The 22,933-nt window shown below is 55.1% G+C and carries 21 protein-coding genes; 9 read left to right on the forward strand and 12 right to left on the reverse strand.

Features of this window, described 5'->3' with window-relative positions; all coding sequences use genetic code 11:
- Positions 1-531 precede the first annotated feature (531 nt).
- The 3 genes from WA318_RS02220 to WA318_RS02230 form a co-directional block, all read right to left on the reverse strand.
- Complete coding sequence (locus WA318_RS02220) at positions 532-1,425, reverse strand: SirB1 family protein (protein ID WP_258548578.1); 894 nt, start codon at positions 1,423-1,425, stop codon at positions 532-534.
- 168 nt (positions 1,426-1,593) lie between these two features.
- On the reverse strand, positions 1,594-2,256 hold the full coding sequence (locus tag WA318_RS02225; RefSeq protein ID WP_336079801.1) for a BON domain-containing protein: 663 nt from the start codon (positions 2,254-2,256) through the stop codon (positions 1,594-1,596).
- 132 nt (positions 2,257-2,388) lie between these two features.
- Positions 2,389-3,252, reverse strand: coding sequence for an AraC family transcriptional regulator (locus WA318_RS02230; protein WP_336079802.1), 864 nt, complete (start codon positions 3,250-3,252; stop codon positions 2,389-2,391).
- Between the two features lie 32 nt (positions 3,253-3,284).
- On the opposite strand from WA318_RS02230, the gene WA318_RS02235 reads away from it, so the two are divergent.
- A complete protein-coding gene (locus WA318_RS02235) occupies positions 3,285-3,692 on the forward strand; it encodes a DUF2000 family protein (protein WP_114096869.1) in 408 nt (135 codons plus the stop codon).
- A 36-nt stretch (positions 3,693-3,728) separates the two neighbouring features.
- Here WA318_RS02235 and WA318_RS02240 read toward each other — a convergent pair whose 3' ends face one another.
- On the reverse strand, positions 3,729-4,112 hold the full coding sequence (locus WA318_RS02240; RefSeq protein ID WP_114096465.1) for a YraN family protein: 384 nt from the start codon (positions 4,110-4,112) through the stop codon (positions 3,729-3,731).
- Positions 4,113-4,114: 2 nt separating this feature from the next.
- Positions 4,115-4,960 (reverse strand): 16S rRNA (cytidine(1402)-2'-O)-methyltransferase, encoded by an 846-nt coding sequence (rsmI, locus tag WA318_RS02245; protein WP_336079804.1) that lies wholly within the window; start codon positions 4,958-4,960, stop codon positions 4,115-4,117.
- 110 nt (positions 4,961-5,070) lie between these two features.
- Here rsmI and WA318_RS02250 point away from each other — a divergent pair, with 110 nt between their 5' ends.
- Positions 5,071-6,519, forward strand: a complete 1,449-nt coding sequence (locus WA318_RS02250; protein ID WP_258548580.1) for a penicillin-binding protein activator — start codon at positions 5,071-5,073, stop codon at positions 6,517-6,519.
- Positions 6,520-6,566: 47 nt separating this feature from the next.
- On the opposite strand, the gene nth is transcribed toward WA318_RS02250, so the two are convergent.
- Positions 6,567-7,208 (reverse strand): endonuclease III, encoded by a 642-nt coding sequence (gene nth, locus WA318_RS02255; protein ID WP_114096871.1) that lies wholly within the window; start codon positions 7,206-7,208, stop codon positions 6,567-6,569.
- A gap of 222 nt (positions 7,209-7,430) precedes the next feature.
- Between nth and WA318_RS02260 the strand changes: the two genes are divergently transcribed.
- The 4 genes from WA318_RS02260 to dapB all read left to right on the forward strand — a co-directional run bounded on the left by WA318_RS02260 (position 7,431) and on the right by dapB (position 12,351).
- Positions 7,431-7,940 (forward strand): DUF2244 domain-containing protein, encoded by a 510-nt coding sequence (locus WA318_RS02260; RefSeq protein ID WP_336079806.1) that lies wholly within the window; start codon positions 7,431-7,433, stop codon positions 7,938-7,940.
- 327 nt (positions 7,941-8,267) lie between these two features.
- Positions 8,268-10,181 carry a molecular chaperone DnaK gene (dnaK, locus tag WA318_RS02265; protein WP_114096469.1) on the forward strand — a complete coding sequence of 638 codons (1,914 nt, stop codon included), beginning with the start codon at positions 8,268-8,270 and terminating at the stop codon, positions 10,179-10,181.
- A 104-nt stretch (positions 10,182-10,285) separates the two neighbouring features.
- Positions 10,286-11,419, forward strand: coding sequence for a molecular chaperone DnaJ (gene dnaJ, locus WA318_RS02270; protein ID WP_114096470.1), 1,134 nt, complete (start codon positions 10,286-10,288; stop codon positions 11,417-11,419).
- Positions 11,420-11,550: 131 nt separating this feature from the next.
- Positions 11,551-12,351: a 4-hydroxy-tetrahydrodipicolinate reductase gene (dapB, locus tag WA318_RS02275; RefSeq protein WP_114096471.1), complete on the forward strand. Its 801-nt coding sequence runs from the start codon at positions 11,551-11,553 to the stop codon at positions 12,349-12,351.
- Between the two features lie 86 nt (positions 12,352-12,437).
- Here dapB and polA read toward each other — a convergent pair whose 3' ends face one another.
- The gene (gene polA / locus WA318_RS02280; RefSeq protein ID WP_336079810.1) at positions 12,438-15,257 is read right to left on the reverse strand and encodes a DNA polymerase I; all 2,820 of its coding nucleotides are present in this window, start codon (positions 15,255-15,257) and stop codon (positions 12,438-12,440) included.
- 301 nt (positions 15,258-15,558) lie between these two features.
- Here polA and WA318_RS02285 point away from each other — a divergent pair, with 301 nt between their 5' ends.
- Positions 15,559-16,326 carry a hypothetical protein gene (locus tag WA318_RS02285; protein ID WP_336079812.1) on the forward strand — a complete coding sequence of 256 codons (768 nt, stop codon included), beginning with the start codon at positions 15,559-15,561 and terminating at the stop codon, positions 16,324-16,326.
- Between the two features lie 97 nt (positions 16,327-16,423).
- Positions 16,424-16,990 (forward strand): alpha/beta fold hydrolase, encoded by a 567-nt coding sequence (locus tag WA318_RS02290; protein ID WP_336079814.1) that lies wholly within the window; start codon positions 16,424-16,426, stop codon positions 16,988-16,990.
- Here the strand turns inward: WA318_RS02290 and WA318_RS02295 are convergent, their stop codons facing one another.
- The 5 genes from WA318_RS02295 to WA318_RS02315 all read right to left on the reverse strand — a co-directional run bounded on the left by WA318_RS02295 (position 16,991) and on the right by WA318_RS02315 (position 21,651).
- Positions 16,991-18,280, reverse strand: coding sequence for a bifunctional folylpolyglutamate synthase/dihydrofolate synthase (locus WA318_RS02295; RefSeq protein ID WP_336079815.1), 1,290 nt, complete (start codon positions 18,278-18,280; stop codon positions 16,991-16,993).
- Between the two features lies 1 nt (position 18,281).
- Positions 18,282-19,208 carry an acetyl-CoA carboxylase, carboxyltransferase subunit beta gene (gene accD, locus WA318_RS02300; protein WP_114096476.1) on the reverse strand — a complete coding sequence of 309 codons (927 nt, stop codon included), beginning with the start codon at positions 19,206-19,208 and terminating at the stop codon, positions 18,282-18,284.
- 54 nt (positions 19,209-19,262) lie between these two features.
- Complete coding sequence (trpA, locus tag WA318_RS02305) at positions 19,263-20,111, reverse strand: tryptophan synthase subunit alpha (protein WP_336079818.1); 849 nt, start codon at positions 20,109-20,111, stop codon at positions 19,263-19,265.
- Positions 20,108-21,331: a tryptophan synthase subunit beta gene (gene trpB / locus WA318_RS02310; RefSeq protein WP_114096478.1), complete on the reverse strand. Its 1,224-nt coding sequence runs from the start codon at positions 21,329-21,331 to the stop codon at positions 20,108-20,110. Before trpB ends, trpA begins: the two co-directional genes overlap by 4 nt.
- 140 nt (positions 21,332-21,471) lie before the next feature.
- Entirely contained in the window at positions 21,472-21,651 is a 180-nt protein-coding gene (locus tag WA318_RS02315; RefSeq protein WP_101247009.1) for a zinc-finger domain-containing protein, read from the reverse strand.
- Positions 21,652-21,846: 195 nt separating this feature from the next.
- On the opposite strand from WA318_RS02315, the gene WA318_RS02320 reads away from it, so the two are divergent.
- On the forward strand, positions 21,847-22,809 hold the full coding sequence (locus tag WA318_RS02320) for an ABC transporter ATP-binding protein (RefSeq protein WP_114096479.1): 963 nt from the start codon (positions 21,847-21,849) through the stop codon (positions 22,807-22,809).
- Positions 22,810-22,933: the final 124 nt, after the last annotated feature.

The raw sequence follows: 22,933 nt of genomic DNA on the forward strand, positions 1-22,933 counted from the left end.
AGAACCCGGTGCAAGTGTTGCGACCGTTTCGTCCCCGGTTGTTTAACCTGTCGTTAGGAACCGAAAAACTACAAAAGATGTTTTTCCGGGCAGACAGGGGGTGAAATTCGATCTGACTGCGGTTTCATTTTTGTCGTCGTACCAATCACCGGATGGTCAGACCGGTCTGCCGGTCGTTGGGCCAGGATCAAAGCCCCTGTTTCTGCGGGTTTGGGAATCATTCAGTCTTTTCTTATGTAAATCCTGTCCTGTATCCGAAAAACAGGCAGAAAATACCGGAACAAGCATTCTTACATGACTTTGAAGCGGGAGTTTCCTCGGATTGGATGCGCACGGAAAACCAAACGAACCAGTTTGTTTGGGTTTAGGATTTATCGAACATGTTTATTTATCTAAGTATAGATAACAATAAATAATCTTAAATGTAAAAATACGTCATTTTCGGTGCTGAATCACGGCCCGGCGACAAATAGCGTGCAGAAGGCGGTTTCACGGAAGGCGGCGCAAAATCCGGGTCAGAAACAGGTGGCTTCAGGCATCCCGATCCGGAAAAAGCGGGATCGGCGCATTGGATTTTTGATCGGATTCTGCCGTAGCGGGACCGGAATTTTCCGGGCGTGCCGGAATGGCTTTCGGATCATCCTGATTGGCGGTTTCCTGATCAAGACGTTCGCGTAATTCTTCGATCACCGCCTGGATCCGGGTGCGATGAAGCGGGTCTTCACAGCGCATGACGAATTGTTCAAACGCGCCAAGCGCCTTATGGTCCTGATCCTGTCGGGCATAAAGTGCGCCGAGCTGATGCCAAAGTCCTTCATGTTCCGGGGCAATCAGCAAACTATGTTCGATCACACGTGTCGCAAGGGCCAGTTCCCCGGCGCGAAGGGCACGAACCTTTATGTTGTTTTGAAGTCGTAACAAAATATCGACGTCGGATGACGGGCGATAGTGTTTGGGTTCAAGTTCGGCATCAAGGCCGCTAAAGGACTTCAAAAGCTCGCGCAATTCGGCGGGGCCAAGGGTGATGCAGCCATGAAACGGATCAATCATCCGCCGTTTGCCATTGGCCTGCACCCGCAACAGGAAATGACCGGGAAAATCAATACCGGTCATCGCAATCCCGCAGCGCTGGGCAGCATGGATATAGAGCAGACCCAGGGCAACCGGCAGACCACGTTTGCGTTCGATCACCTGCAACAGATCGGCATTGGCCATGTCGTCGTAATTTTCCATATCGCCCTGAAAACCGTTGCGTTCGGCGATAACGGTCTGAAGGCCTTTGACCACCTGTTCGATGGTCGGTTCGGCTTCCTTGTCATCAACCGACATGCGCGCGGCATCCGACAGGGTCGTGAAGTCAGGTTGCAGGGTTGCGCGCGCAAGTTCGGCCCGAAGCTGTTCGGCCAGATCGTCAAGATGGTGCAAATAGGGTGCGATATCGCGTTTGCGCCCGTCTGCTGACTGGTTCAGCCGGGCAAAATGCAGGGCCGCCTCGGCAACACTGGCATCCGGTTTCAGGCCCTTGGCATAATCGACAAGCCATTGGCGATCCGGATCGGTCGGTGCGATGATGTGGCTTACGGTACTAATCGATCAGGTTCCTTGCCGGTTGGCGTCATCTTTCAGGCGGATATGACTGACCACGCGTTTGACATAGCTGGTTTCGCGCGCATGAGAGATAACACGTTCGCGTTCACGTTCATTCTGGGCAATGCCCATCAGATGTACGGTGCCGTTTACGGTTTCGATGCTGTAATTGATTGCATAAATATCCCCGTCAAACATCAGGGCTGCCTTGATGCGCGTCGTGATCACAAGATCGCCTGCGCTATCCATCAAAGACTTGCCCGATCCGATATCAATTTCATTGATCACCCGCTTTACGCCACCAACCTGCCAGGTCAGGCGCACAGCTTCGAGCTGATCTGTAACGGACGGAACCCGTCCGGCCAAAAGAACTTCGCCTTCGACGACCTCGATCTCGACATCCAGAAACAGTTTGTCATCCTGTGACAGAAATTTCTGCCAGATTTCTGCGGTAATGGCCGAATCACTGACCGCACCATCAAGACCGCGTTCCTGCATGGCGGCAATTCCGGCCGTGGCCCCCGCACCAATCACCAGTGACGTGCATCCCGAAAGCGGCAGAAGGCAGATTGCCCCGATCACCAGATGCCTGAATATGTGCATATACCGTGTCGTATGATCCGGCGGTTTGGCATTGGCCTGCCAATCGTTGTCTGTTCGTGACGACATATGGTGATGTCTCGCCCCAATTCCCTCTGTCCTTCGGGCAATCATCGCGCCTTGGGGTTAAAGAGTTTTAAAATCCGGGACGGTTTATCAGCAAAAATGCATTTTTTACAAAATTGGACCATTCGCGCGGGCTCAATGTGCGCTTTGCCCGAGAAGACTGGCCCAGCGACCCGGTGAAACGCCATAGGTCTGACGAAAATGCCGGTTGAAATGACTTTGATCGGAAAATCCGGTTTCCGCGGCAATTCCGGCAAGGGGTTGACCCAGTGCCATCAATGCCCGGGCCTTTTGCAGGCGGCGCATCATCAGATAGCGATAGGGCGTGGTGCCAAACCGGGCCCGGAAATGCCGGATCAGGCGAAACCGGTCCATACCGGCAATCTGTTCAAGTTCGTTTGACTGAACGGGCCGGTCAAAATTGTCTTCCAGAAAGGCACGCACCTGATCCATCCGGTCGGCGGCATTAAAGCGCGGCTGTTTAAGTGGCGCCCTAGCATGCTGTGACAGGCGCTGGGCGATATCGGCGACAAACTGATCACGCAACAAGGGATCAACATCACTTTCAAGTTCGCCAAGCACAGAGGCAAGTATGGCCCAAAGAACCCGGTCATTGATCACCGGTTCGCCAACAAAGGGCAGGGGATCGGACTCCCGGTCAAGTCCGGACCGCAACAAGACCGGTTCAAGATACAGCATCCGGTATTGCAAACCGTCATCGGTCCCCGCCCCGCCGTCATGCAGCTCGTCAGGGTGGAGGATAATGACATTGCCCGGATTGCTCGCGCGAAACTCGCCCCGATAATTAAAGGTCTGAACCCCCTGCATGGTAATGCCAAGCGCATAGGTGTCATGGCGATGCGGGCTGAACATATTGCCGTAAAACTGTGCTTCGATCCGTTCGATCCCGTCGCTGGTCGGGGCGGCGATAAAGCGTTCGCGCTTTTTGCACAAACGTTCAATACCGGGATCGGTGCTTTGATTTACTGCTTCTTTCATCACCTGATTATCTGCCCCGTTGGAGGATGCATATGTTTGACACCAAAGTCGCGCTGGTCTTGCGCAACGATCTTGAAGCCTGGCAGTCGCTTAATGTCACGGCCTTTTTGATGAGCGGTATTGTCGCCCAGACACCCGATATCATCGGCGAACCCTATATTGATGCGAAGCAGAATATTTATAATCCGCTGTCGCGACAACCGGCGATCGTGCTGGCCGCTGACGGGGCGACCATGGCCAAAATTCACCGCCGGGTGCTTGAACGTGGCGTGTGTGCATCAGCCTATATCGAAGAAATGTTTGCCACCGGTCACGACGCGGCCAACCGCGATGTATTTGCCAGCGTCGATCCCGAACAGGCGAAATTTGTCGGCATCGGTATTCACACCGACAAACGCATCGTCGACAAGATTACCAAAGGGGCCAGAATGCATCCGTGATCGCGACCGGTGATGTTTTGCCCAGGGATCGGGCGTCTAGGCCATCTGCCAGGCATTGCAAAGATGCTCGATCCGGGCAAAACCGCGCACAATCATCAGATCAAACCGCAAATCACCGCTATGTCCGATCTGACCGGCATAGCTTTCAAGTGCGCGCGCAATCCGGTTTTGCTGTTTGGGGCGCAAGGATCGAAGGGCGGTGTCGCGATCAGCACGGTTTTTGACCTCGACCGCGATCAGGACATTGCCGCGTTTGGCGATGATATCAATCTCGCCGACCGGGCTTTGATGGCGGGTGGCAAGAATGCGGTATCCCTTAAGCCGCAGCCAGAAGACACAAACGGCTTCTGCGCGCCGTCCGGCCTTTTCCGCCCGCTTGCGATGTGATGTCTGATCATGCAAGGGACGGGGATGTGGCATGGCTAGTCCGCCTTGGCCAGTTCAAGCGCACGATTATAAAGATCGCGCTTCTTAAGGCCGGTTTCCCGGGCAAGGATATCGGCGGCATCCTTGGTCCGGTGGGTTTTGATCAGCTCAAGCAACCGGGCATCGATATCCTCGGCACTTGGATCGTTGTCGCTCGCATCGGCAGGTCCGACAATAATCACGATCTCGCCCTTGGGGGCACCGACCTCTTCATAATGGGCGGCCAGTTCATCAAGAGTGCCGTTACGGACTTCTTCAAACATCTTGGTCAGTTCGCGGGTGACGGCGGCCTCGCGCGTGCCGCCCAGCACGCTTGCCATATCGGCAAGGCTTGCGGCCAGACGTTTGGGGCTTTCAAGAAAGATCAGGCTGCCCGGAATGGCGGTAAAGCGTGCCAGTTCCTTTTGCCGGGCCATGGTTTTGGGCGGAAGGAAACCTGCATAAAAGAAATGATCACTGGGAAGTCCCGACAGGATCAGGGCGACAATTGGCGATGACGCGCCGGGGGCTGCGGTAACGTTAAAGCCCTCGGCCTTGCAATCCCGCACCAGTTTGTAACCCGGATCATTGATCAGGGGTGTCCCGGCATCGGAAATAAGTGCCAGTCCCTGACCCTTGCCAAGGCGCTCCATGATTTCCGGGCGCATCTTGGCGGCATTATGTTCGTGATAGGCGATTCGCTTGGTCTTGACCCCGTAGCGCGACAGCAATTTTCCCGATGTGCGGGTATCCTCGCACAGAATAACATCAGCACGTTTGAGGATTTCGAGTGCTCTGAACGTAATATCGCCCAAATTTCCGATTGGAGTAGCAACAAGATAAAGACCAGATGAAAGTGGCAAATGACTTTCATCATGTTTACTTGCTTCGTCACGCGCATTACCCTGCGTGCGAAACGACTTATCGGGAGGTGAGAGTGGGTTGTCCGAAACGTCATCCGTCAGAGAATCGGATGCAGAATGAGGCGCTGCCGCGTCAGGCGTTGCAGAATCTGAATCGGGGTTCGGCCTGGGGCCGGATTGCACGCCGGACGGCATCTGTTGTTGTCCTCTCTATCGGGCTTGCCGCATGTAATGCGACCACGAGTATCACGGACCTGTTTGGTACGCAACGTGGTGCCCCGGTCGAAACGGCCAACCAGCCGTCGGTTGATCCGACAAGCGCGCCTGATCAGGGCCTGATTCCGGATGCCAATCCATGGCCAAGCGATGCGGCCCTGCCCGAGGGCGAGGGGGTGCAGCTTCCGACCCTTTATAATGATGATGCGGCGATGTTTGAAAAGCGCGTCGCACTTTTGTTGCCGCTTTCGGGGCAGCATGCCGATCTGGGTCGGGCGATGCGCCATGCGGCTGAACTTGCGATGTTTGACATTGCCGGGGACGATTTTGTCCTGATGCCGATTGATACTGCCGGAACCTATCAGGGCGGGCAGAATGCGGCGCGTCAGGCGATTGATGCCGGTGCAAAAATGATCCTTGGTCCGCTGTTCTCCGAATCGGTCAGCGGGGCCAGTGAAGTTGCCAAAGCGGCCAATGTGCCGGTCATTGCCTTTTCCAATAATCGCCGGGTTGCCGAAAGCGGTGTCTGGGTCAGTGGCCTGATCCCCGAAGACCAGATTGCCCGTGCGGTGGGCTATGCCACCAGTCAGGGGCATTTCCGGTTTGCGGCATTGCTGCCGCAAAATGACTATGGTCGCCAGATTGCCGGTGCGCTTAATGGAGTTGTGTCGCGGGTTGGCGGAACCCTTGGCCGGGTGGCGTTTTATCAGCCCGGTTCGGAAGGGTTGCAGCAAACCATCCGCGATTTTGCCAATTATGATGCCCGTCGTGCCAATCTGCGCGCCCACAAGGCCCAGCTTGAAGCCGATGGCAGTGCCGGGGCAAAGCGTGCCTTGCGCCGTCTGGAAGGGGTCGACACCTTTGGCGAACTTGATTTTGATGCCCTGATCCTGCCGGCTACCGGCGGGGATTTGCGCCAGGTATCAGCCCTTCTTGCCTATTTCGATATTGATCCGTCCGTGGTGCAGTTTATCGGCACCTTTGGCTGGAACGATCCGGGTCTGTTTGCTGAGCCAGCCCTTAAGGGCGGGATTTTTGCCGCTCCCAACCCGGAAAACTGGACCCTGTTTGCCAGCCGGTTTGAACGGACATTTGGCAATCAGCCACCGCGTATCTCAAGCCTTGCCTATGACAGTGCGGCCTTGGCTGCCCTGATGGCGCGCGATGAAAACAACATGTCGCAAGACGCCCTGACCAATCCAAACGGATTTGTCGGCGTTGATGGTATTTTCCGGCTAACCGCAGACGGCCAGTCCGAACGCGGCTATGCCATCATGCAAATCCAGCCCGATGGTGCCAAGGTGGTTGCCCCCGCACCCGCGACCTTTGATCAGGTCTTCTGATCCGTCATAAGCGCGATTGAAATTTGTGAAACCAAACGCCTGCCGAGTTAAGCCCCGGCAGGCGTTTTGTCTTTGAAATTGCACAGATCATTGACAATGCAGTCGCCACAGCGCGGCTTGCGCGCCTTGCAGATATAGCGCCCATGTAGGATCAGCCAGTGATGGGCATGGGTCATGAAGCGCGACGGCACTTTTTTGAGCAGGGCCTTTTCCACGGCCAGAACGGTTTTGCCATTGGCCATGCCGGTCCGGTTGCCCAGACGGAAAATGTGGGTATCAACCGCCATGGTATGTTCGCCCCAGGCGATATTGCGCACCACATTGGCGGTCTTGCGGCCGACACCGGGCAGTTCTTCAAGCGCTTCCTGATCGTTGGGGACAATACCGCCATGCTTTTCGACAAGGATTCTGGCCGCTGCCATGACGTTTTTGGCCTTGCCGCGATAAAGCCCGATGGTCTTGATGTGATCAATCAGGGCTTCTTCACCGAGATCAAGCATATCCTGCGGGGTCGAGACGATCTGAAACAGCTTTTTGGTGGCCTTATTGACACCGACATCGGTCGCCTGAGCCGAAAGGGCAACCGCAACCAGAAGCGTATAGGGATTGGTGTAATCAAGCTCGCCTTTGGGTTCCGGGTCGGCATCAGACAGACGCTGGAAAAATTCTTCGATGGCGGCTTTGTTCATCGGGCGGGCCATGGACTTTATTCTCTTTTTCTAACGGGCTGATTTTTCAGCCGATTTGGGGATGGTCATCAATTAATATGTGCCATCCCTGATCCGATCTCCTGCTTGGACAATATATAAAGGCGACCGGATGAAAAATCGAATTTTGATTGCATGTCGGGCAAAGCCCGGCGCACCATGGCGCAATCACCGCAACAGGCCGCTTTGATCAACAGGTGTCAGATGTCAGCCGTGCCCCGCAGTGCCAAACCGATCTATCGGGTGGATCTTTTTCCGCCCCGGTCGCTGTCGCGCCGGGCTGCGCGCAATATCATCCTGATCGTGGCGGCTTTCACCACAAGTATGGGGCTTGTTTTCTGGTCGGTGGGGGCCTGGCCGGTGATCGGGTTTCTGGGTGTCGATGTTTTGTTGCTGTCGCTGGCCTTTCATTTCAGTTTCCGGTCTGCCCGTCAGGAAGAACGCATCGAACTGCGTGATGGCAACCTTCGGGTGACCCGCATTTCGGTGCATGGCGAGCGCCAGGAATTTAACTTTCAGCCCTATTGGCTGCGCGTGATTCTTGAACGTGGCGAAGATGATCAATGCGCGCTGTTTTTACGAACCCATGGCAAAAGTCTTGAAATTGCGGGTTTTCTGGGGGCCGATGAAAAGGCCGATCTGGCGCAAAAGCTTGAGACGGTATTGCGTCATACCCGTTGTAATCCTGCCGATATTTCGGTTAGGGCACCGTGATTTGACGGATTTACAACCCGGTTATGATCGATTTGAAAAGCGTGCTTTGGGGGCTCAAAACAGGGGCGAAATTGCCAGATTTGCGTGGTGATCCTGGTGATATTGCCCGTCATTGGATAAAAATTGCACTTTGAATGCCAAAAACAGCCAAGATTCCCCTCTTTGACCGCTTGCGACTTTGTGGGGACTTTCATATATAGGTGCGCGGGGTCATGAAGAGACCCCAGAAAAATTACGTGTATTACAACCATTGGTCCCAGGAGGTCCTGCGCGGCGCTTCAGATCGGAGGCTGCGGGACGGACCGGCCGCTAAAAGAGGAACTTACTATGGGCAAAATTATTGGTATCGACCTTGGCACCACCAACTCGTGCGTTGCAGTCATGGATGGCAAAGAAGGCCGCGTGATTGAAAACAGCGAAGGTGCCCGTACCACCCCGTCAATGGTCGCTTTCACCGATGATGGTGAGCGCCTTGTCGGTCAGCCGGCAAAACGCCAGGCTGTCACCAACCCGGAAAACACCCTGTTTGCGATCAAACGTCTGATCGGTCGTCGTTACGGTGACCCGGAAGTCGAAAAAGACAAAGACCTCGTCCCATACAAAATCGTTGCTGGCGAAAACGGTGACGCATGGGTTGAAGTCAATGGCGAGAAAATGGCCCCGAGCCAGATCGCAGCCATGGTTCTTCAGAAAATGAAGGAAACCGCAGAAGCCCATCTGGGTGAGCCGGTAACCGAAGCCGTGATTACCGTTCCGGCATATTTCAACGATTCCCAGCGCCAGGCGACCAAAGACGCCGGCAAGATTGCGGGTCTTGAAGTCAAACGTATCATCAACGAGCCGACCGCAGCAGCGCTTGCTTATGGCCTTGACAAGAAAGACGGTGGCACCGTGGTTGTTTATGACCTTGGTGGTGGTACCTTCGACGTGTCGGTTCTCGAAATCGGCGATGGCGTTTTTGAAGTTAAATCGACCAACGGTGATACCTTCCTTGGTGGTGAAGACTTCGACAAACAGATCATTGATTACCTTGCTGACGAGTTCAAAAAAGAACAGCAGATCGACCTGCGCAAAGACCGTCTTGCCCTGCAGCGTCTGAAAGAAGCTGCGGAGAAAGCCAAGATCGAGCTTTCCTCGTCGATGCAGACCGATGTCAACCTGCCGTTCATCACCGCTGACGCATCGGGTCCGAAACACCTCAACATCAAGCTGTCGCGTGCGAAGCTTGAAGGTCTGGTGGGTGATCTGATCGAACGCACCATGACCCCGTGTAAGGCCGCGCTTAAGGATGCCGGAATTACCGCAGGTGAAATCGACGACGTTATTCTGGTCGGCGGCATGACCCGTATGCCGAAGGTTCAGGAACGCGTTAAAGAGTTCTTTGGTCGTGAGCCGCACAAGGGTGTGAACCCGGATGAAGTTGTTGCCCTTGGTGCAGCAATTCAGGGTGGTGTTCTTCAGGGCGACGTCAAAGACGTTCTCCTGCTTGACGTGACCCCGCTGTCGCTTGGTATCGAAACGCTTGGCGGTGTCTTCACCCGCCTGATCGACCGTAACACCACGATCCCGACCCGCAAGTCGCAGACCTTCTCGACCGCTGAAGATAACCAGACGGCCGTGACTATCCGCGTCTTCCAGGGTGAACGTGAAATGGCTGCCGATAACAAGATGCTTGGCCAGTTTGATCTGGTTGGTATCCCGCCGGCACCGCGTGGCGTTCCGCAGATCGAAGTGACCTTTGACATTGATGCCAACGGTATCGTCAATGTGTCTGCCAAAGACAAGGCGACCAACAAGGAACAGCAGATCCGCATCCAGGCATCTGGTGGTCTTTCGGACGACGAAATCGAAAACATGGTCAAGGACGCGGAAAGCAACGCCGAAGCTGATAAGAAGCGCAAGGCACTTGTCGAAGCACGCAACCAGGCTGAAGCCGTCATTCACGCCACCGAAAAGAACCTTTCGGAGCATGGTGACAAGGTTGACGATGCAACCAAATCGGAAATCGAAAACGCCCTTTCGGCTCTGAAAGATGCCAAGGACGGCGAAGATGCCGACGCCATCAACGCCAAGGTCAACGAACTTCAGCAGGCTGCAATGAAACTTGGCGAAGCCATGTATCAGGCACAGCAGGCCGAAGAAGGTGCCGAAGGCGATGCCGGTGCATCTGCTTCGCAGGCCGATGACGGTGTTGTTGATGCCGACTTCGAAGAAGTCGATGACAACAAAAAAGACAAGTAAGACGACCGCAGAGGTCGTCTTGAACGACGCCCTGTAAAGAAAAATCGGGCCGTTCCGGACGCAAAGGATTGCGGGAACGGCCCGACCGTATTTCGGAGTTACAGATGGCGAAAGAAGATTTTTACGAGCTGTTGGGTGTCGCCAAAGGGGCGAGCGCAGCCGAGCTGAAAAGCGCCTATCGTAAAAAAGCGATGCAGTATCACCCGGACAAGAACCCGGGCGATGCCGAAGCCGAAGTAAAATTCAAACAGGTCAACGAAGCCTACGAAGTCCTCAAGGACGACGAAAAACGTGCAGCCTATGACCGTTTCGGTCACGCAGCCTTTGAACAGGGCGGCCCCGGTGGCGGTGGCGGCTTTGGTGGTGGTTTCGGTGGCGGCGGTTTTGCCGACGTCTTTGACGAGATCTTTGGGGCCATGGGCGGCGGACGTCGCGGTGGCGGATCGTCGCGCGGGGCGGACCTGCGCTATAATATGGCGATCACGCTCGAAGAAGCGTTCGAAGGCAAAAAGGCCGAGATCACCATTCCCGGATCTGTATCCTGTGAAGAATGTGACGGCACCGGTGCCGAAGCAGGATCACAGCCGGTCAATTGCCCGACCTGTAATGGTCATGGCAAGGTCCGCGCGCAGCAGGGCTTCTTTACCATCGAACGCACCTGCCCGAGCTGTCATGGCAAAGGCAAGATCATCAAGAATCCGTGCAAATCCTGTCACGGTGTTGGTCGCGTCGAAAAGGAAAAGACCCTTCAGGTTACCATTCCGGCCGGTGTCGAGGATGGCACACGTATCCGTCTGGCAGGCGAAGGCGAAGCAGGGACCAACGGGGCACCTCCGGGGGATCTCTATATCTTCCTTGATATCGCCCATCATCGCTTCTTCCAGCGCGAAAGTGCGAACCTCTATTGCCGGATCCCGATCCCGATGAGCAAGGCCGCGCTTGGCGGAACCATTGAAGTTCCGACGATCGAGGGCACGCGCACCCGGATCAATATCCCGGCCGGGACGCAATCGGGCCAGCAGCTTCGTCTGCGCGGCAAGGGCATGACCATCCTGCGGTCGCAGGCCCGTGGTGACATGTTTGTTGAAATCAGTGTCGAAACGCCGGTCAATCTGACAGAACGTCAGAAAGAACTGCTTGAGGAATTCGACGAGATTTCCCGTGAAGAAGGCTCAAGCCCGGAAAGCGAAGGCTTCTTTTCCAAGATGAAGGAAATCTGGAAAGACCTGACCGACTAGGTCCTGTTGTCGTTTTTCCACCTGAAATTCAGGACCCCCGGCAGACCCGCCGGGGGTTTTGTTTTGCGCGACCCGGGGCTTGTGCTAAAGCAGGGGCATGAATTGCAAGCTTTGTGACTAGGAGACCGGAAATGAAGATCGGGATTGTTGGTTGTGCGGGCCGTATGGGGCGGATGCTGGTGAATGAAACCGCCCGGACCAAGGGCCTTGAGGTTGGCGGTGGCACCGATCTGCCCGGAAGCCCGTTCGTCGGCAAGGACATCACCCTGATTGCCGGTCTTGAAGAAAGCGGCGTTCTGGTCGGCGATGATGCCAAGGCATTGTTCGAAGCCGTTGATGCGGTGATTGATTTCACCGCACCGGCTGCCACCATGAAACATGCGCAACTGGCTGCCGAAACAGGCACGATCCTTGTGATTGGCACCACCGGACTTTCGGGCGATCAGAAAGACGAACTGAAGGTCGCCGCCCAAAAGGCCCCGATCATCTTTGCCCCGAATATGAGTGTCGGGGTTAATCTGGCCTTTGCGCTGGTCGAAAAGGTTGCCAGCATCCTTGATAAGGATGTTGCTGATATCGAAATCGTTGAAATGCACCATAAACACAAGGTCGATGCTCCGTCCGGCACGGCCTTGGGTCTTGGTGAAGCAGCGGCCAAGGGCCGGGGCGTTAATCTTGACGATGTCGCCGTGCGCAGCCGTGACGGCTTTACCGGTGCGCGCGAAGACGGCACCATTGGCTTTGCAACGCTGCGTGGCGGCGATGTGGTCGGCGATCACACGGTTGTCTTTGCCTGCGAAGGCGAGCGGATCGAGATCACCCATAAGGCATCCTCACGCGAAGTCTTTGCCAAGGGCGCGGTTCGTGCCGCCAAATGGGCCGAAGGCAAGGCACCGGGCCTTTATTCCATGCGTGAAGTGCTGGGTCTTTAGGCCCGGGAAACAAACAGGCGCATCTAGAAAAGGCCGGGCATATTGCCCGGCCTTTTTGTTTGGGTTCTGATCTGTGTGTGGACAGATTAATGCGCATCGGCCCAGCTGTCGCCAATGCCGGCATCGGCGATCAGCGGGACAGAAAGATGGGCGGCATTTTCCATGACGTCACGGATGACCCTGATGGCTTTTTCGGCCTCGTCTTCCGGGGCTTCAAAGATCAATTCATCGTGGACTTGCAACAGCATGCGGGTCTTGAGCCCGGCATCGACAAGTGCGCCGGGAACCGCGATCATTGCGCGTTTGATGATATCGGCAGCCCCGCCCTGGATCGGGGCATTGATGGCAGCGCGTTCACCAAAGCTTCGGCGCATGCCGTTCTTGTCATTGATGCCGCTGATATGGATATGGCGACCAAACAGCGTACGGACAAAGCCGTGTTTGGTGGCGAATGCCTTGGCCTCGTCCATATAGGTGCGGATGCCCGGATAAATCTCGAAATAGGCATCGATAAAGGCCTTGGCTTCTTTTTGCGGAATGCCAAGCTGATTGGCCAGACCAAAGGCCGAGATGCCGTAAATGATGCCAAAGTTGATCGCCTTTGCCTTGCGACGGACCATCGGGTCCATGCCTTCTATCGGCACGCCAAAGACCTTGGACGCGGTTGCCGCGTGGATATCCTCGCCATTTTTGAAGGCTTCGCGAAGCGCTTCGATTTCGGCGACATGGGCCAGAAGGCGCAGCTCGATCTGCGAATAGTCGGCAGAAATAAGCTTGTGCCCCGGCTCGGCGATAAAGGCGGTGCGGATTTTCCGGCCTTCTTCGCTGCGGATCGGGATGTTTTGCAGGTTCGGATCGTTGGATGACAAACGCCCGGTATTGACGTTGGTCTGACCGTAACTGGTGTGAACGCGCCCGGTTTTCGGATTGATATGATGGGCTAGGGCGTCGGTATAGGTGCTTTTGAGCTTGGAAAGCTGACGCCATTCCAAAAGCCTGGCCGGAAGATCATGACCAAGGGCTGCCAGTCCCTCCAGCACGTCGGCACCGGTTTGCCATGCGCCGGTTTTGGTCTTTTTGCCGCCCGGAAGGCTCATTTTGTCAAACAGGATTTCGCCAAGCTGCTTGGGGCTGCCAAGATTGAACGGCTCGCCAGCCAGTTCATGAATGGTCACCTCAAGGCTTGCCATGCGTTTGGCAAAGTCCTCGGACAGGTTTTTGAGGATTTCGGCATCGACCTTGACGCCAAGGCTTTCCATTTTGGCCAGAACCGGCACCAACGGACGGTCAAGCGTCTCATAGACCTTGGCCATATGTTCCTGTGCGATCCGCGGTTTGAGCAAACGATGCAGGCGGAGCGTAATGTCGGCATCCTCCGCGGCGTAATCGAGCGCCTTGTCGAGCGGGACCTGATCAAAGGTGATCTGGGTTTTGCCCGATCCGCAAACGTCTGAAAACTTGATCGGCTTGTAATCAAGATGCAGTTCGGCCAGTTCATCCATGCCATGCCCGTGGCTGGTGCCGTCCAGCACATAGGACAGCACCATGGTGTCATCCATCGGTGCGACATTGATGCCGTGAAGGGCCAGAACGATCATATCGTATTTCAGGTTCTGACCGACCTTGAGCACACCCGGATCTTCAAGAAGCGGTTTGAGAAGCTCGATCGCGCGTTCAAGCCTGATCTGCTTGGGTGCGCCCTTGTTCTCAGACGGATTGTCGCCAAAGTCAAAGCCGCCCTGGGCTTCGCCGCTGACATGGCCAAGCGGGATATAGCAACCATTGCCCGGCTCGGTCGAAAGCGACACGCCGACCAGTTTTGCCTGATGGGCATCAAGGGACGTGGTTTCGGTATCAACCGCCACGGTGCCAAGATACTCGGCCTTTGAAATCCAATGTTTTAGGCGTTCTTCATCCTGCACCAGTTCATATTCGGCCTTTTCGACCTTGATATCATTGACACCAATGCCGGGCTGGGTCGGGCTGTCAAATTCAACATCGCCGCCGAACTTGGCTTTTACTTTAGAAAGAAGTGATTTAAAGCCGTGACTTGCGATGAAGCTTAAAAGAACTTCCGGATCGGGTTCTTTGAGATCGAAATCATCAAGGTCCTCAACCACCGGCACATCGGTTTTGAGGGTGACCAGATCACGTGAAATACGGGCCAGTTCGGCATTCTCGATCAGCTTTTCGCGGCGCTTGGGCTGTTTGATTTCGCCTGCGCGTTCCAGTAGAGAATCGAGATCGCCATATTCATCAATAAGTTGGGCGGCGGTTTTAACGCCAATCCCCGGGACACCCGGCACGTTATCGACGGAATCGCCAGCAAGGGCCTGAATATCAATGACCTTGTCCGGTGCACAGCCGAATTTTTCCATCACTTCAGCAGCGCCGATGGTGCGATTCTTCATCGCATCAAACATTTGCACCCGGTCGGTGACAAGCTGCATGAGGTCCTTGTCCGAAGACACGATAATCACGTCAGAACCCTGTGCTTCGGCCTGACGGGCATAGGTGGCGATCAGATCGTCGGCCTCATATCCTTCGAGCTCGATTGACGGCAGGTTAAAGGCGCGCGTCGCATCGCGGATCAGACCAAATTGGGGAATCAGTTCTTCGGGGGGCGGCGGACGGTGTGCCTTGTAATCCGGATAGAAATCATTGCGGAATGACTTGCCCTTGGTGTCAAAAATGACTGCCATATGGTCGGGCTTGGTATCTTCGCGCAGCTTCATCAGCATGGTGCAAAAGCCGTAAACCGCATTGACCGGGGTGCCATCGGGACTGGTCATCGGCGGCAGGGCATGGAAAGCGCGGAAAATAAAGCCGGAACCGTCAACCAGTACGACGCGGCGCGGTGGGGAGCCGGCAGAGGTATTGGTGTTGGACGGGGCAGAATCAGTCATGCGTTTCGTGCTCTTGTCTTGAGGGAAAATGATGGTCCGCAGAATGCCCGATCCGGACAGCCAAGTCGAGTATAGCCTGACCTGATGACCCAAAAAGACCCGACCTGCTGACAGTTTTTGTCAGCATATTTGTATGATGATTGTTTGCGGAATTTGATAATGTTCCGGACCCGAAATATATAAGGTAACACACGGATTCCCGAAGATTTATTTCAGGTTGTCTGTTTGTGCTTATCACTTTTGTTCGGGATTGCTATGGTAGCAAATAAGTTAATCCCAAGGGACATGGGAGAACGGGTGCGTGGCCCGGAAAACAGAGAAGCCGATATTCAGCCCCAAGGGCATTGGCGTGGAAACTGCGGGTCCGGCGCGCGAGCTTTCAGAAGACATGAAGCTCGCCAGCCGGAAAGGCAAAAAAAGCAAATCAGGTCGCCGTGGCAAGAACCCGAGTGACACAGGATGGCGCAGCTTTTTTCGCGCCAGTGTCTGGCTGCGCTTTATTCTGACCTTTGGCAGTTTCGGTCTGATCGTCCATGGCCTGTTCACTGTTTTCGGGATTTACGAACGCAATCAACGGCTTGCCAATTTTGATCACTTCATCTTGCTGATCAAACTGGTGGTGTTTGTCGCCCTGATGTATCTGTTTTATGCGATGCTGATGCATTACGGGCCGATCCGCCACAAGGTGCGCAGCATCTTCTTTTTGGCCCTGGCACCGGTTGCCGCTCTTTGTATCTTCATGATTTATGGCGGCGGTCAGGTATTTGGCAGTTTCATTCCGGTCCTGCAATTCCTGACACTGACCATCGGGGTTGGCGGATTTCTGCTTTATGTCCTTGGCTATACCTGGGTCACAGGCCAGAAGGTCAAGCGTGATAGCGCCAAATATGGCGGTCTTGCCAATTCATCGGACAATACGGGATCGGGGGATCGCAATGGTCTTCCGCCGCCGGTGAAGGATGATCGTCGCCGCGTTCACAAGGCCGGAAACCTGCGCCTTCGCCGGACGGATGGCGGCGGTGGTGATGGCGGGCCACGCAGCGGCAAGGTCCAGCTGCCCGATATCTAGTCGACCAGAACAATTTACCAGACCATTTGACCAGACTGTCTGGCAAGACCATCTAAATCCGTCCCCCTTTGAACCGGAACAAGGCGAGGATAGCGTGATGCGCCGCGATCTGATTTTCATTCATAGTGCCGGGCCGCAAGGCGATGACAATGGCAGTAGCAGACTGATTGAACGCCTGACATCCCGGCTGGGGACCAGATTTGATCTGATTGCCCCCGATATGCCCGATCCGGAACGTCCCGACATTGACGCCTGGCTTTCGGGGGTTGATCGGGTGGTTTCAAAGGCGAGCAAAGGAGCTGTTCTGGTCGGACATTCGTTGGGCGGGTCGGTGATCTTGCAATATCTGGCGCGGAACCCTGATATCTGGCGTGAAAACAAGAGCCTGTCGGCCGTTTTCATTGTGGCATCACCATTTTGGGGGCTAACAGACTGGGAAATAGACGAATTCACTTTGACAGAAGATGAAGTTCGTACTTTAGAAGACTGTAAATTAATACATTTCTGTCACAGCCGGGATGACCGCATCGTCGGTTTTGAGCATTTTCAGGCCTATCTCGACCATCTGCCATCGGCGGATGCAATCATCCTTGAATCGGCTGGTCACTTGATGTTGGACGGTGATATTGACAGATTGATTAAGAAAATTCTTACATATTCCTGATCAGGAATGATTTTCCAGAATCAAACCGGCCAGATACAGCGATCCAAGGATCAAAACCCGTTTCGGCCGGGGGCAGGCGGTGAGCAAGGCGGACACCGCATCCTTGAAATCATCACAGGCATAGGCGGATTTGATCCCGCATGACATTGCCGCATCGCGCAGGGTTACGGGCAGATGTGCCTGATGTTCGCCGGGGATCGGAACACCTGCAAGGGCGGTAATCCGGTCCGCAAGTGGTTCAAGGAACGCCGTGGCATCGCGGTTATCAAGCATGCCCATCATGACGACCGTATCGCCATCTTCCTGCCGCGACAGCCAGTCAGCAATCACCCCGGCAGCAGCAATATTGTGGCCACCATCCAGAATAAGCTCACAGCCATCGGGCAGAAGATCAAAAAGCGGCCCTGAGGTTAGCTTTTGAAGCCGTGCAGGCCATCTGGCGTTTTTAAGGCCCGTGGCAAGGATATCGACATTCCGGCCATCACAGCCGGGAATTTTGGCCCGGCGGACGGTCGCGATGGCGGTGGCCGCATTCACAAACTGATGCCGCCCGGGAAGAGCCGGAAGCGGCAGATCAATGTGAGTGGTGCCAATGCGCATGGTAAAGCCGTCTTCGCGTTCCTCTGAAACTTCAAAGTCGCAAAATACCGGGGCATTGATCGCGTTGGCACGGGTGACAAGCGTGTTAAAGGCTTCAAGCATCTGCGGGGCAAGAATGCTGATCACGCCCGGTTTCATGATCCCGGCCTTTTCAAAGGCGATCTTGGCGATGGTGTCGCCAAGGAAGCCCTGATGATCAAGCGAGATCGGGGTGATCACGGTTGCCGCCGGTTTATCAATCACGTTCGATGCATCAACACGCCCGCCCAGCCCGGTTTCAAGGATGAGCACATCGGCCGGAACCCGCGCAAAGGCGAGAAAGGCTGCGGCCTGTGTGATTTCGAAAAATGTGATGGATTCGCCGTTATTGACCGTCTCGACTTCTTCAAGCAGGTCGCAAAGGGCGTCTTCGGAAATCATTTCACCGGCAAGGGTGATGCGTTCATGAAACCGCACAAGATGCGGGGATGTCGAACAATGCACCCGCAATCCGGCGGCCTCATAGATGGCGCGCAGATATGCCTGGGTGGAGCCCTTGCCGTTGGTGCCCGCCAGATGGATTACCGGCGGCAACGAAAGATGCGGATTACCCAGCTTTTCAAGAAGCCGGGTAATCCGCCCTAGCGAAAGATCAATGACTTTCGGGTGCAGCTTGCCAAGGCGAGCAAGAATTGCGTCGCTTCGGGCCAAGTTACTTATCCGCACTCGGGGTCTTGGATTTGGAAGCCTTGCCTTTGGCATCCTTGATCGGAACGATACTTGCACCCGGTTTGGTGCGGCGGATCATGTCGATCAGACGGCCAAAGGTCGCGTTGAGTTCATTACGCGGGACAACCATATCAACCATGCCGTGTTCCAGAAGATATTCGGCAGTCTGGAAATCATCGGGCAGCTTTTCGCGGATGGTGCTTTCGATCACGCGGCGACCGGCAAAGCCGATCTGTGCGCCCGGTTCGGCAATCTGGATATCGCCCAGCATCGCAAAGGATGCCGAAACGCCACCGGTGGTCGGATCGGTCAGGAGCACGAAATAGGGCAGGCCCTTTTCCTTGACCTTTTCGATCGCGGCCGTGGTACGCGCCATCTGCATCAGGCTGAGAATGCCTTCCTGCATACGGGCACCGCCCGATGCCGGAACGATGATCAGTGCCGCATCCTGAACCGTTGCCAGTTCGGCCGCAGCAACAATGCCTTCGCCAACCGCGATGCCCATCGACCCGCCCATGAAGGAGAAGTCGAAAACGGCAATGACGGTCGGATGACCACCGACCTCGCCATGGGCCACCGCCAGCGCATCCTTGTAGGTTGCTTTGGCCTGTGCGGCTTTGAGGCGTTCGGTGTATTTTTTCTGATCGCGGAATTTCAGCGGATCGACCGGAACATTCGGCAGTTCGATGGTCTGGTATTTGCCACCATCAAACAGGAGCTCAAGACGGTCCTTGGCGGAAATCCGCATGTGATGTCCGCAATGCTGGCAAACATGATTGTTCTTTGCCAGATCACGGTGAAAGATCATCTGTTCGCACGATTTGCATTTGTGCCAAAGGTTCTCTGGCACATCTGGACGACGAACGAGTTTCTGAATCTTTGGACGGACGAATTCAGTCAGCCACGACATATCGGATACTGATCCTTGGTTCTGTCTATATCGGTTCTTTTACAAACGCCGCGCTCATTTGCGCGCGTTTCTGACCCCGTTTGCAAGCTCGCGCACAAGGCCGGTAACCATAGAGGCGGTCTTATCGGTGGCCTTGCCGTTTTCGTCAAGACTTTCGGCAATTTTTGATACGATTGCCGATCCGACCACGGCGGCATCGGCCTGTTTGGCAACATCGGCGGCCTGCTCTGCCGTCTTGATGCCAAAACCGACCGCAATCGGAAGATCGGTATGACGGCGCAGACGTGCCATCGCTTCGATAATCTGATCATTGCTGGCCGATCCGGCACCGGTGACGCCTGCAACCGAGACATAGTAAACAAAGCCCGACGTATTCTGAACAAGTTTCGGAAGACGCTTGTCATCAGAGGTCGGGGTGGTCAGGCGAATGAACGAAAGTCCCTTCTCGACGGTCGGGACACAGAGTTCGGCATCTTCTTCGGGCGGCAGATCAACAACGATCAGGCCATCAACACCGGCATTGCGCGCATCTTCAAGGAATTCGGCAACCCCATAGATATAGATCGGGTTGTAATAGCCCATCAGAATGATCGGCGTTTCATGATCCTGATCACGGAAACCGCGAACCAAAGACAGGGTCTTGCGCATATGCATGCCTGCGGCCAGCGCACGGTTTGATGCCTCTTGAATCGCTGGGCCATCGGCCATCGGATCGGTAAAGGGCATGCCCAGTTCGATGATGTCCGCACCTGCTTCGGGCAGGGCTTTGAGGATCTCAAACGATGCTTCCGGGTCCGGATCACCTGCGGTGATAAAGGTCACAAGACCTGCGCGGCCTTCTTCCTTGAGCTTGGCAAAACGGTTGGCGATGCGGTCCTTGCCGCCGATGATAGCGTCGCTCACAATTTAACTCCCAGTGCTTCGGCCACGGTAAAGATGTCCTTGTCACCCCGGCCACTCAGACACATGAGGATGATTTTGTCCTTGCCCATTTTCGGTGCTTCTTTCATCACCTGCGCGATGGCATGGCTGCATTCCAGTGCCGGAATGATGCCTTCAAGTTCCGAACACAGTTTGAAGGCCGCAAGGGCTTCCTTGTCGCCAATCGGCTCGTAACGGGCACGCCCGATATCCTTGAGCCAGCTGTGTTCCGGGCCGATGCCCGGATAATCAAGACCGGCCGAAATCGAGTCGGCTTCCTTGATCTGGCCATCGTCATCCATCAGAAGATAGGTGCGGTTGCCATGCAGAACGCCCGGCTTGCCGGCCGACAGGCTGGCGGCATGTTTGCCGGTATGAATGCCGTGACCGGCGGCTTCGACGCCAACCACTTCGACATCCTTGTCATCAAGGAACGGGTGGAACAGGCCAATGGCGTTTGATCCGCCACCAACGGCTGCAATGACCTGATCGGGCAGGCGGCCTTCGGCTTCAAGGATCTGTTCCTTGGCTTCGTTGCCAATCACCGACTGGAAATCACGAACCAGTTCCGGATAGGGATGCGGACCGGCCGCTGTTCCGATGATGTAGAAGGTATCTTCGACATTGGTCACCCAGTCGCGAAGGGCTTCGTTCATCGCGTCTTTCAGCGAACAGGAACCCGAGACAACCGGTTTGACTTCAGCACCGAGCAAACGCATGCGGAACACGTTGGGCGACTGGCGTTCGATATCCTTGGAACCCATGTAAACCGTGCAGGGCAGGCCAAAGCGTGCGCAAACGGTCGCGGTGGCAACACCATGCTGACCGGCGCCGGTTTCGGCGATGATGCGGGTTTTGCCCATGCGCTTGGCCAAAAGGATCTGGCCGATGCAGTTATTGATCTTGTGCGCGCCGGTATGGTTGAGGTCCTCGCGCTTGAAATAGATCTTTGCACCGCCGAGTTCCTCGGTCAGGCGTTCGGCGAAATAAAGCGGGTTCGCACGGCCAACATAATGACGGAGATAGTAATCCATCTCCTTTTTGAAGGCAGGGTCGCTTTTGGCGTCTTTGTAAGCCTGTTCGAGCTCAAGGATCAGCGGCATCAGGGTTTCGGCGACAAAACGGCCGCCAAAATTGCCAAAATGTCCGTCCGGATCCGGCAGAGCGCGGTAGCTGTTGAGCGTAGGCGATGAAGACGTCATGGAAGTTCCCCGTGGAATTGGCCGTGAAAGCATTCACAGCAGCAAAGGCAGACGACAGATGATTAATCCGCAGAGCTTGCGTCAGATAGGGGCGCAAAGGCCCCCGCGCAATGCTTGTACTCGTTTACGAGTGCGGCAGATCAATGTGCTGCGTGATCAGCCTGGGATTTGTCGAAGATATATTTTTTTGAGCAGTACGGGCAGACCACCTCGCCCTTGTCCTCGAGATTGAGGTAAACCGTCGGGTGGCCGAGGTGACCTTTACCGCCGTCGCAGGCAACATTCAGGGTGCCGACTTTGATTTCTTCGGTGATCTTCATATATCCAGTTCCAAGTTTGCCTGTTTCAGGCTTGTGTGACCATCGGGATTGGCCGCGTGCTGTGCTTTGCATTGACCCCGGTTTCCCGGGAATGATACCGATTGGGCATATTCAATCAATACTTCCGCATACGCTTGGCGCCCCATCGTCTTAGCGCAAACAGACGACGCGGAAAAGAGTGGAGATCACTGACTTATGACAGCAATGCCCGACTATGCCATCGAAGTCGAAGGCTTGACCAAGATCTACAAGGGGTCAAATGGTGAAAAACTGGCCCTTGATAATGTTTCGCTGAAAATTCCCCGTGGCTCGTTTTTCGCCCTTCTGGGGCCGAACGGGGCCGGAAAATCTACCTTTATCAACATTCTGGCCGGTCTTGTCACCAAGACCAGCGGGACGGCAAAAATCTGGGGCTATGATATCGAAGCCCAGATGCGTGCCGCACGCTGTGCCATCGGGATCGTGCCCCAGGAACTGAACCTTGATGCATTTTTCACCCCGCGTCAGGTGATGGAATTGCAGGCAGGTCTTTATGGCGTGCCCAAACCGGAACGCCGCACGGACGAGATTCTGGCCGCTCTTGGCCTGTCTGACAAGGCGGACTCGCACGCAAGATCGCTTTCGGGCGGGATGCGTCGCCGCCTTCTGGTCGGCAAGGCAATGGTTCATACCCCGCCGGTTCTGGTTCTTGATGAACCGACCGCCGGTGTTGATATCGAACTGCGCCAGCAGCTTTGGGCCTATGTCAAAAAGCTTAACGAGGCCGGTGTGACGATCATTCTGACCACCCATTACCTTGAAGAAGCCGAAGAACTTTGTGATGAAATCGCGATCATCAACAAGGGCAATGTCATTGCCCATGAAGACAAGCGCACCCTGCTGCGCCGGATTGATCACAAGACGCTGGTTCTGACGGTGAATAACGAGCTTAATGCCGTGCCCGATGTCTTTGCCCCGTGGGGGGGAGAACTGAAGTCGGAAAACCAGATCGCCCTTCACTATCGCCCGAGCAACACCCAGATGGCCGAAATCCTTCAGGCCGTTCAGGGCAGCGGTCTTGCGATCAAGGATCTGTCAACCGAGGAAGGCGATCTTGAAGACATCTTCCTGATGCTGACCCGCGATAATGACAAGCTCCGCGCCGGACAGGCTGCGTGATTAGCATCAGCCGTCTGTCCTTGCTGGCATGATTTTGACAAAACCCCGCAATTTCTTGCGGGGTTTTTCATTTTGGCCTTAACTGTCGGAACAGATTTTTGAAATCGGCTTACCCGTTTGTTTT

Source organism: Thalassospira sp. CH_XMU1448-2, from assembly GCF_037027285.1.
Classification (GTDB): Bacteria; Pseudomonadota; Alphaproteobacteria; order Rhodospirillales; family Thalassospiraceae; genus Thalassospira; species Thalassospira profundimaris_C.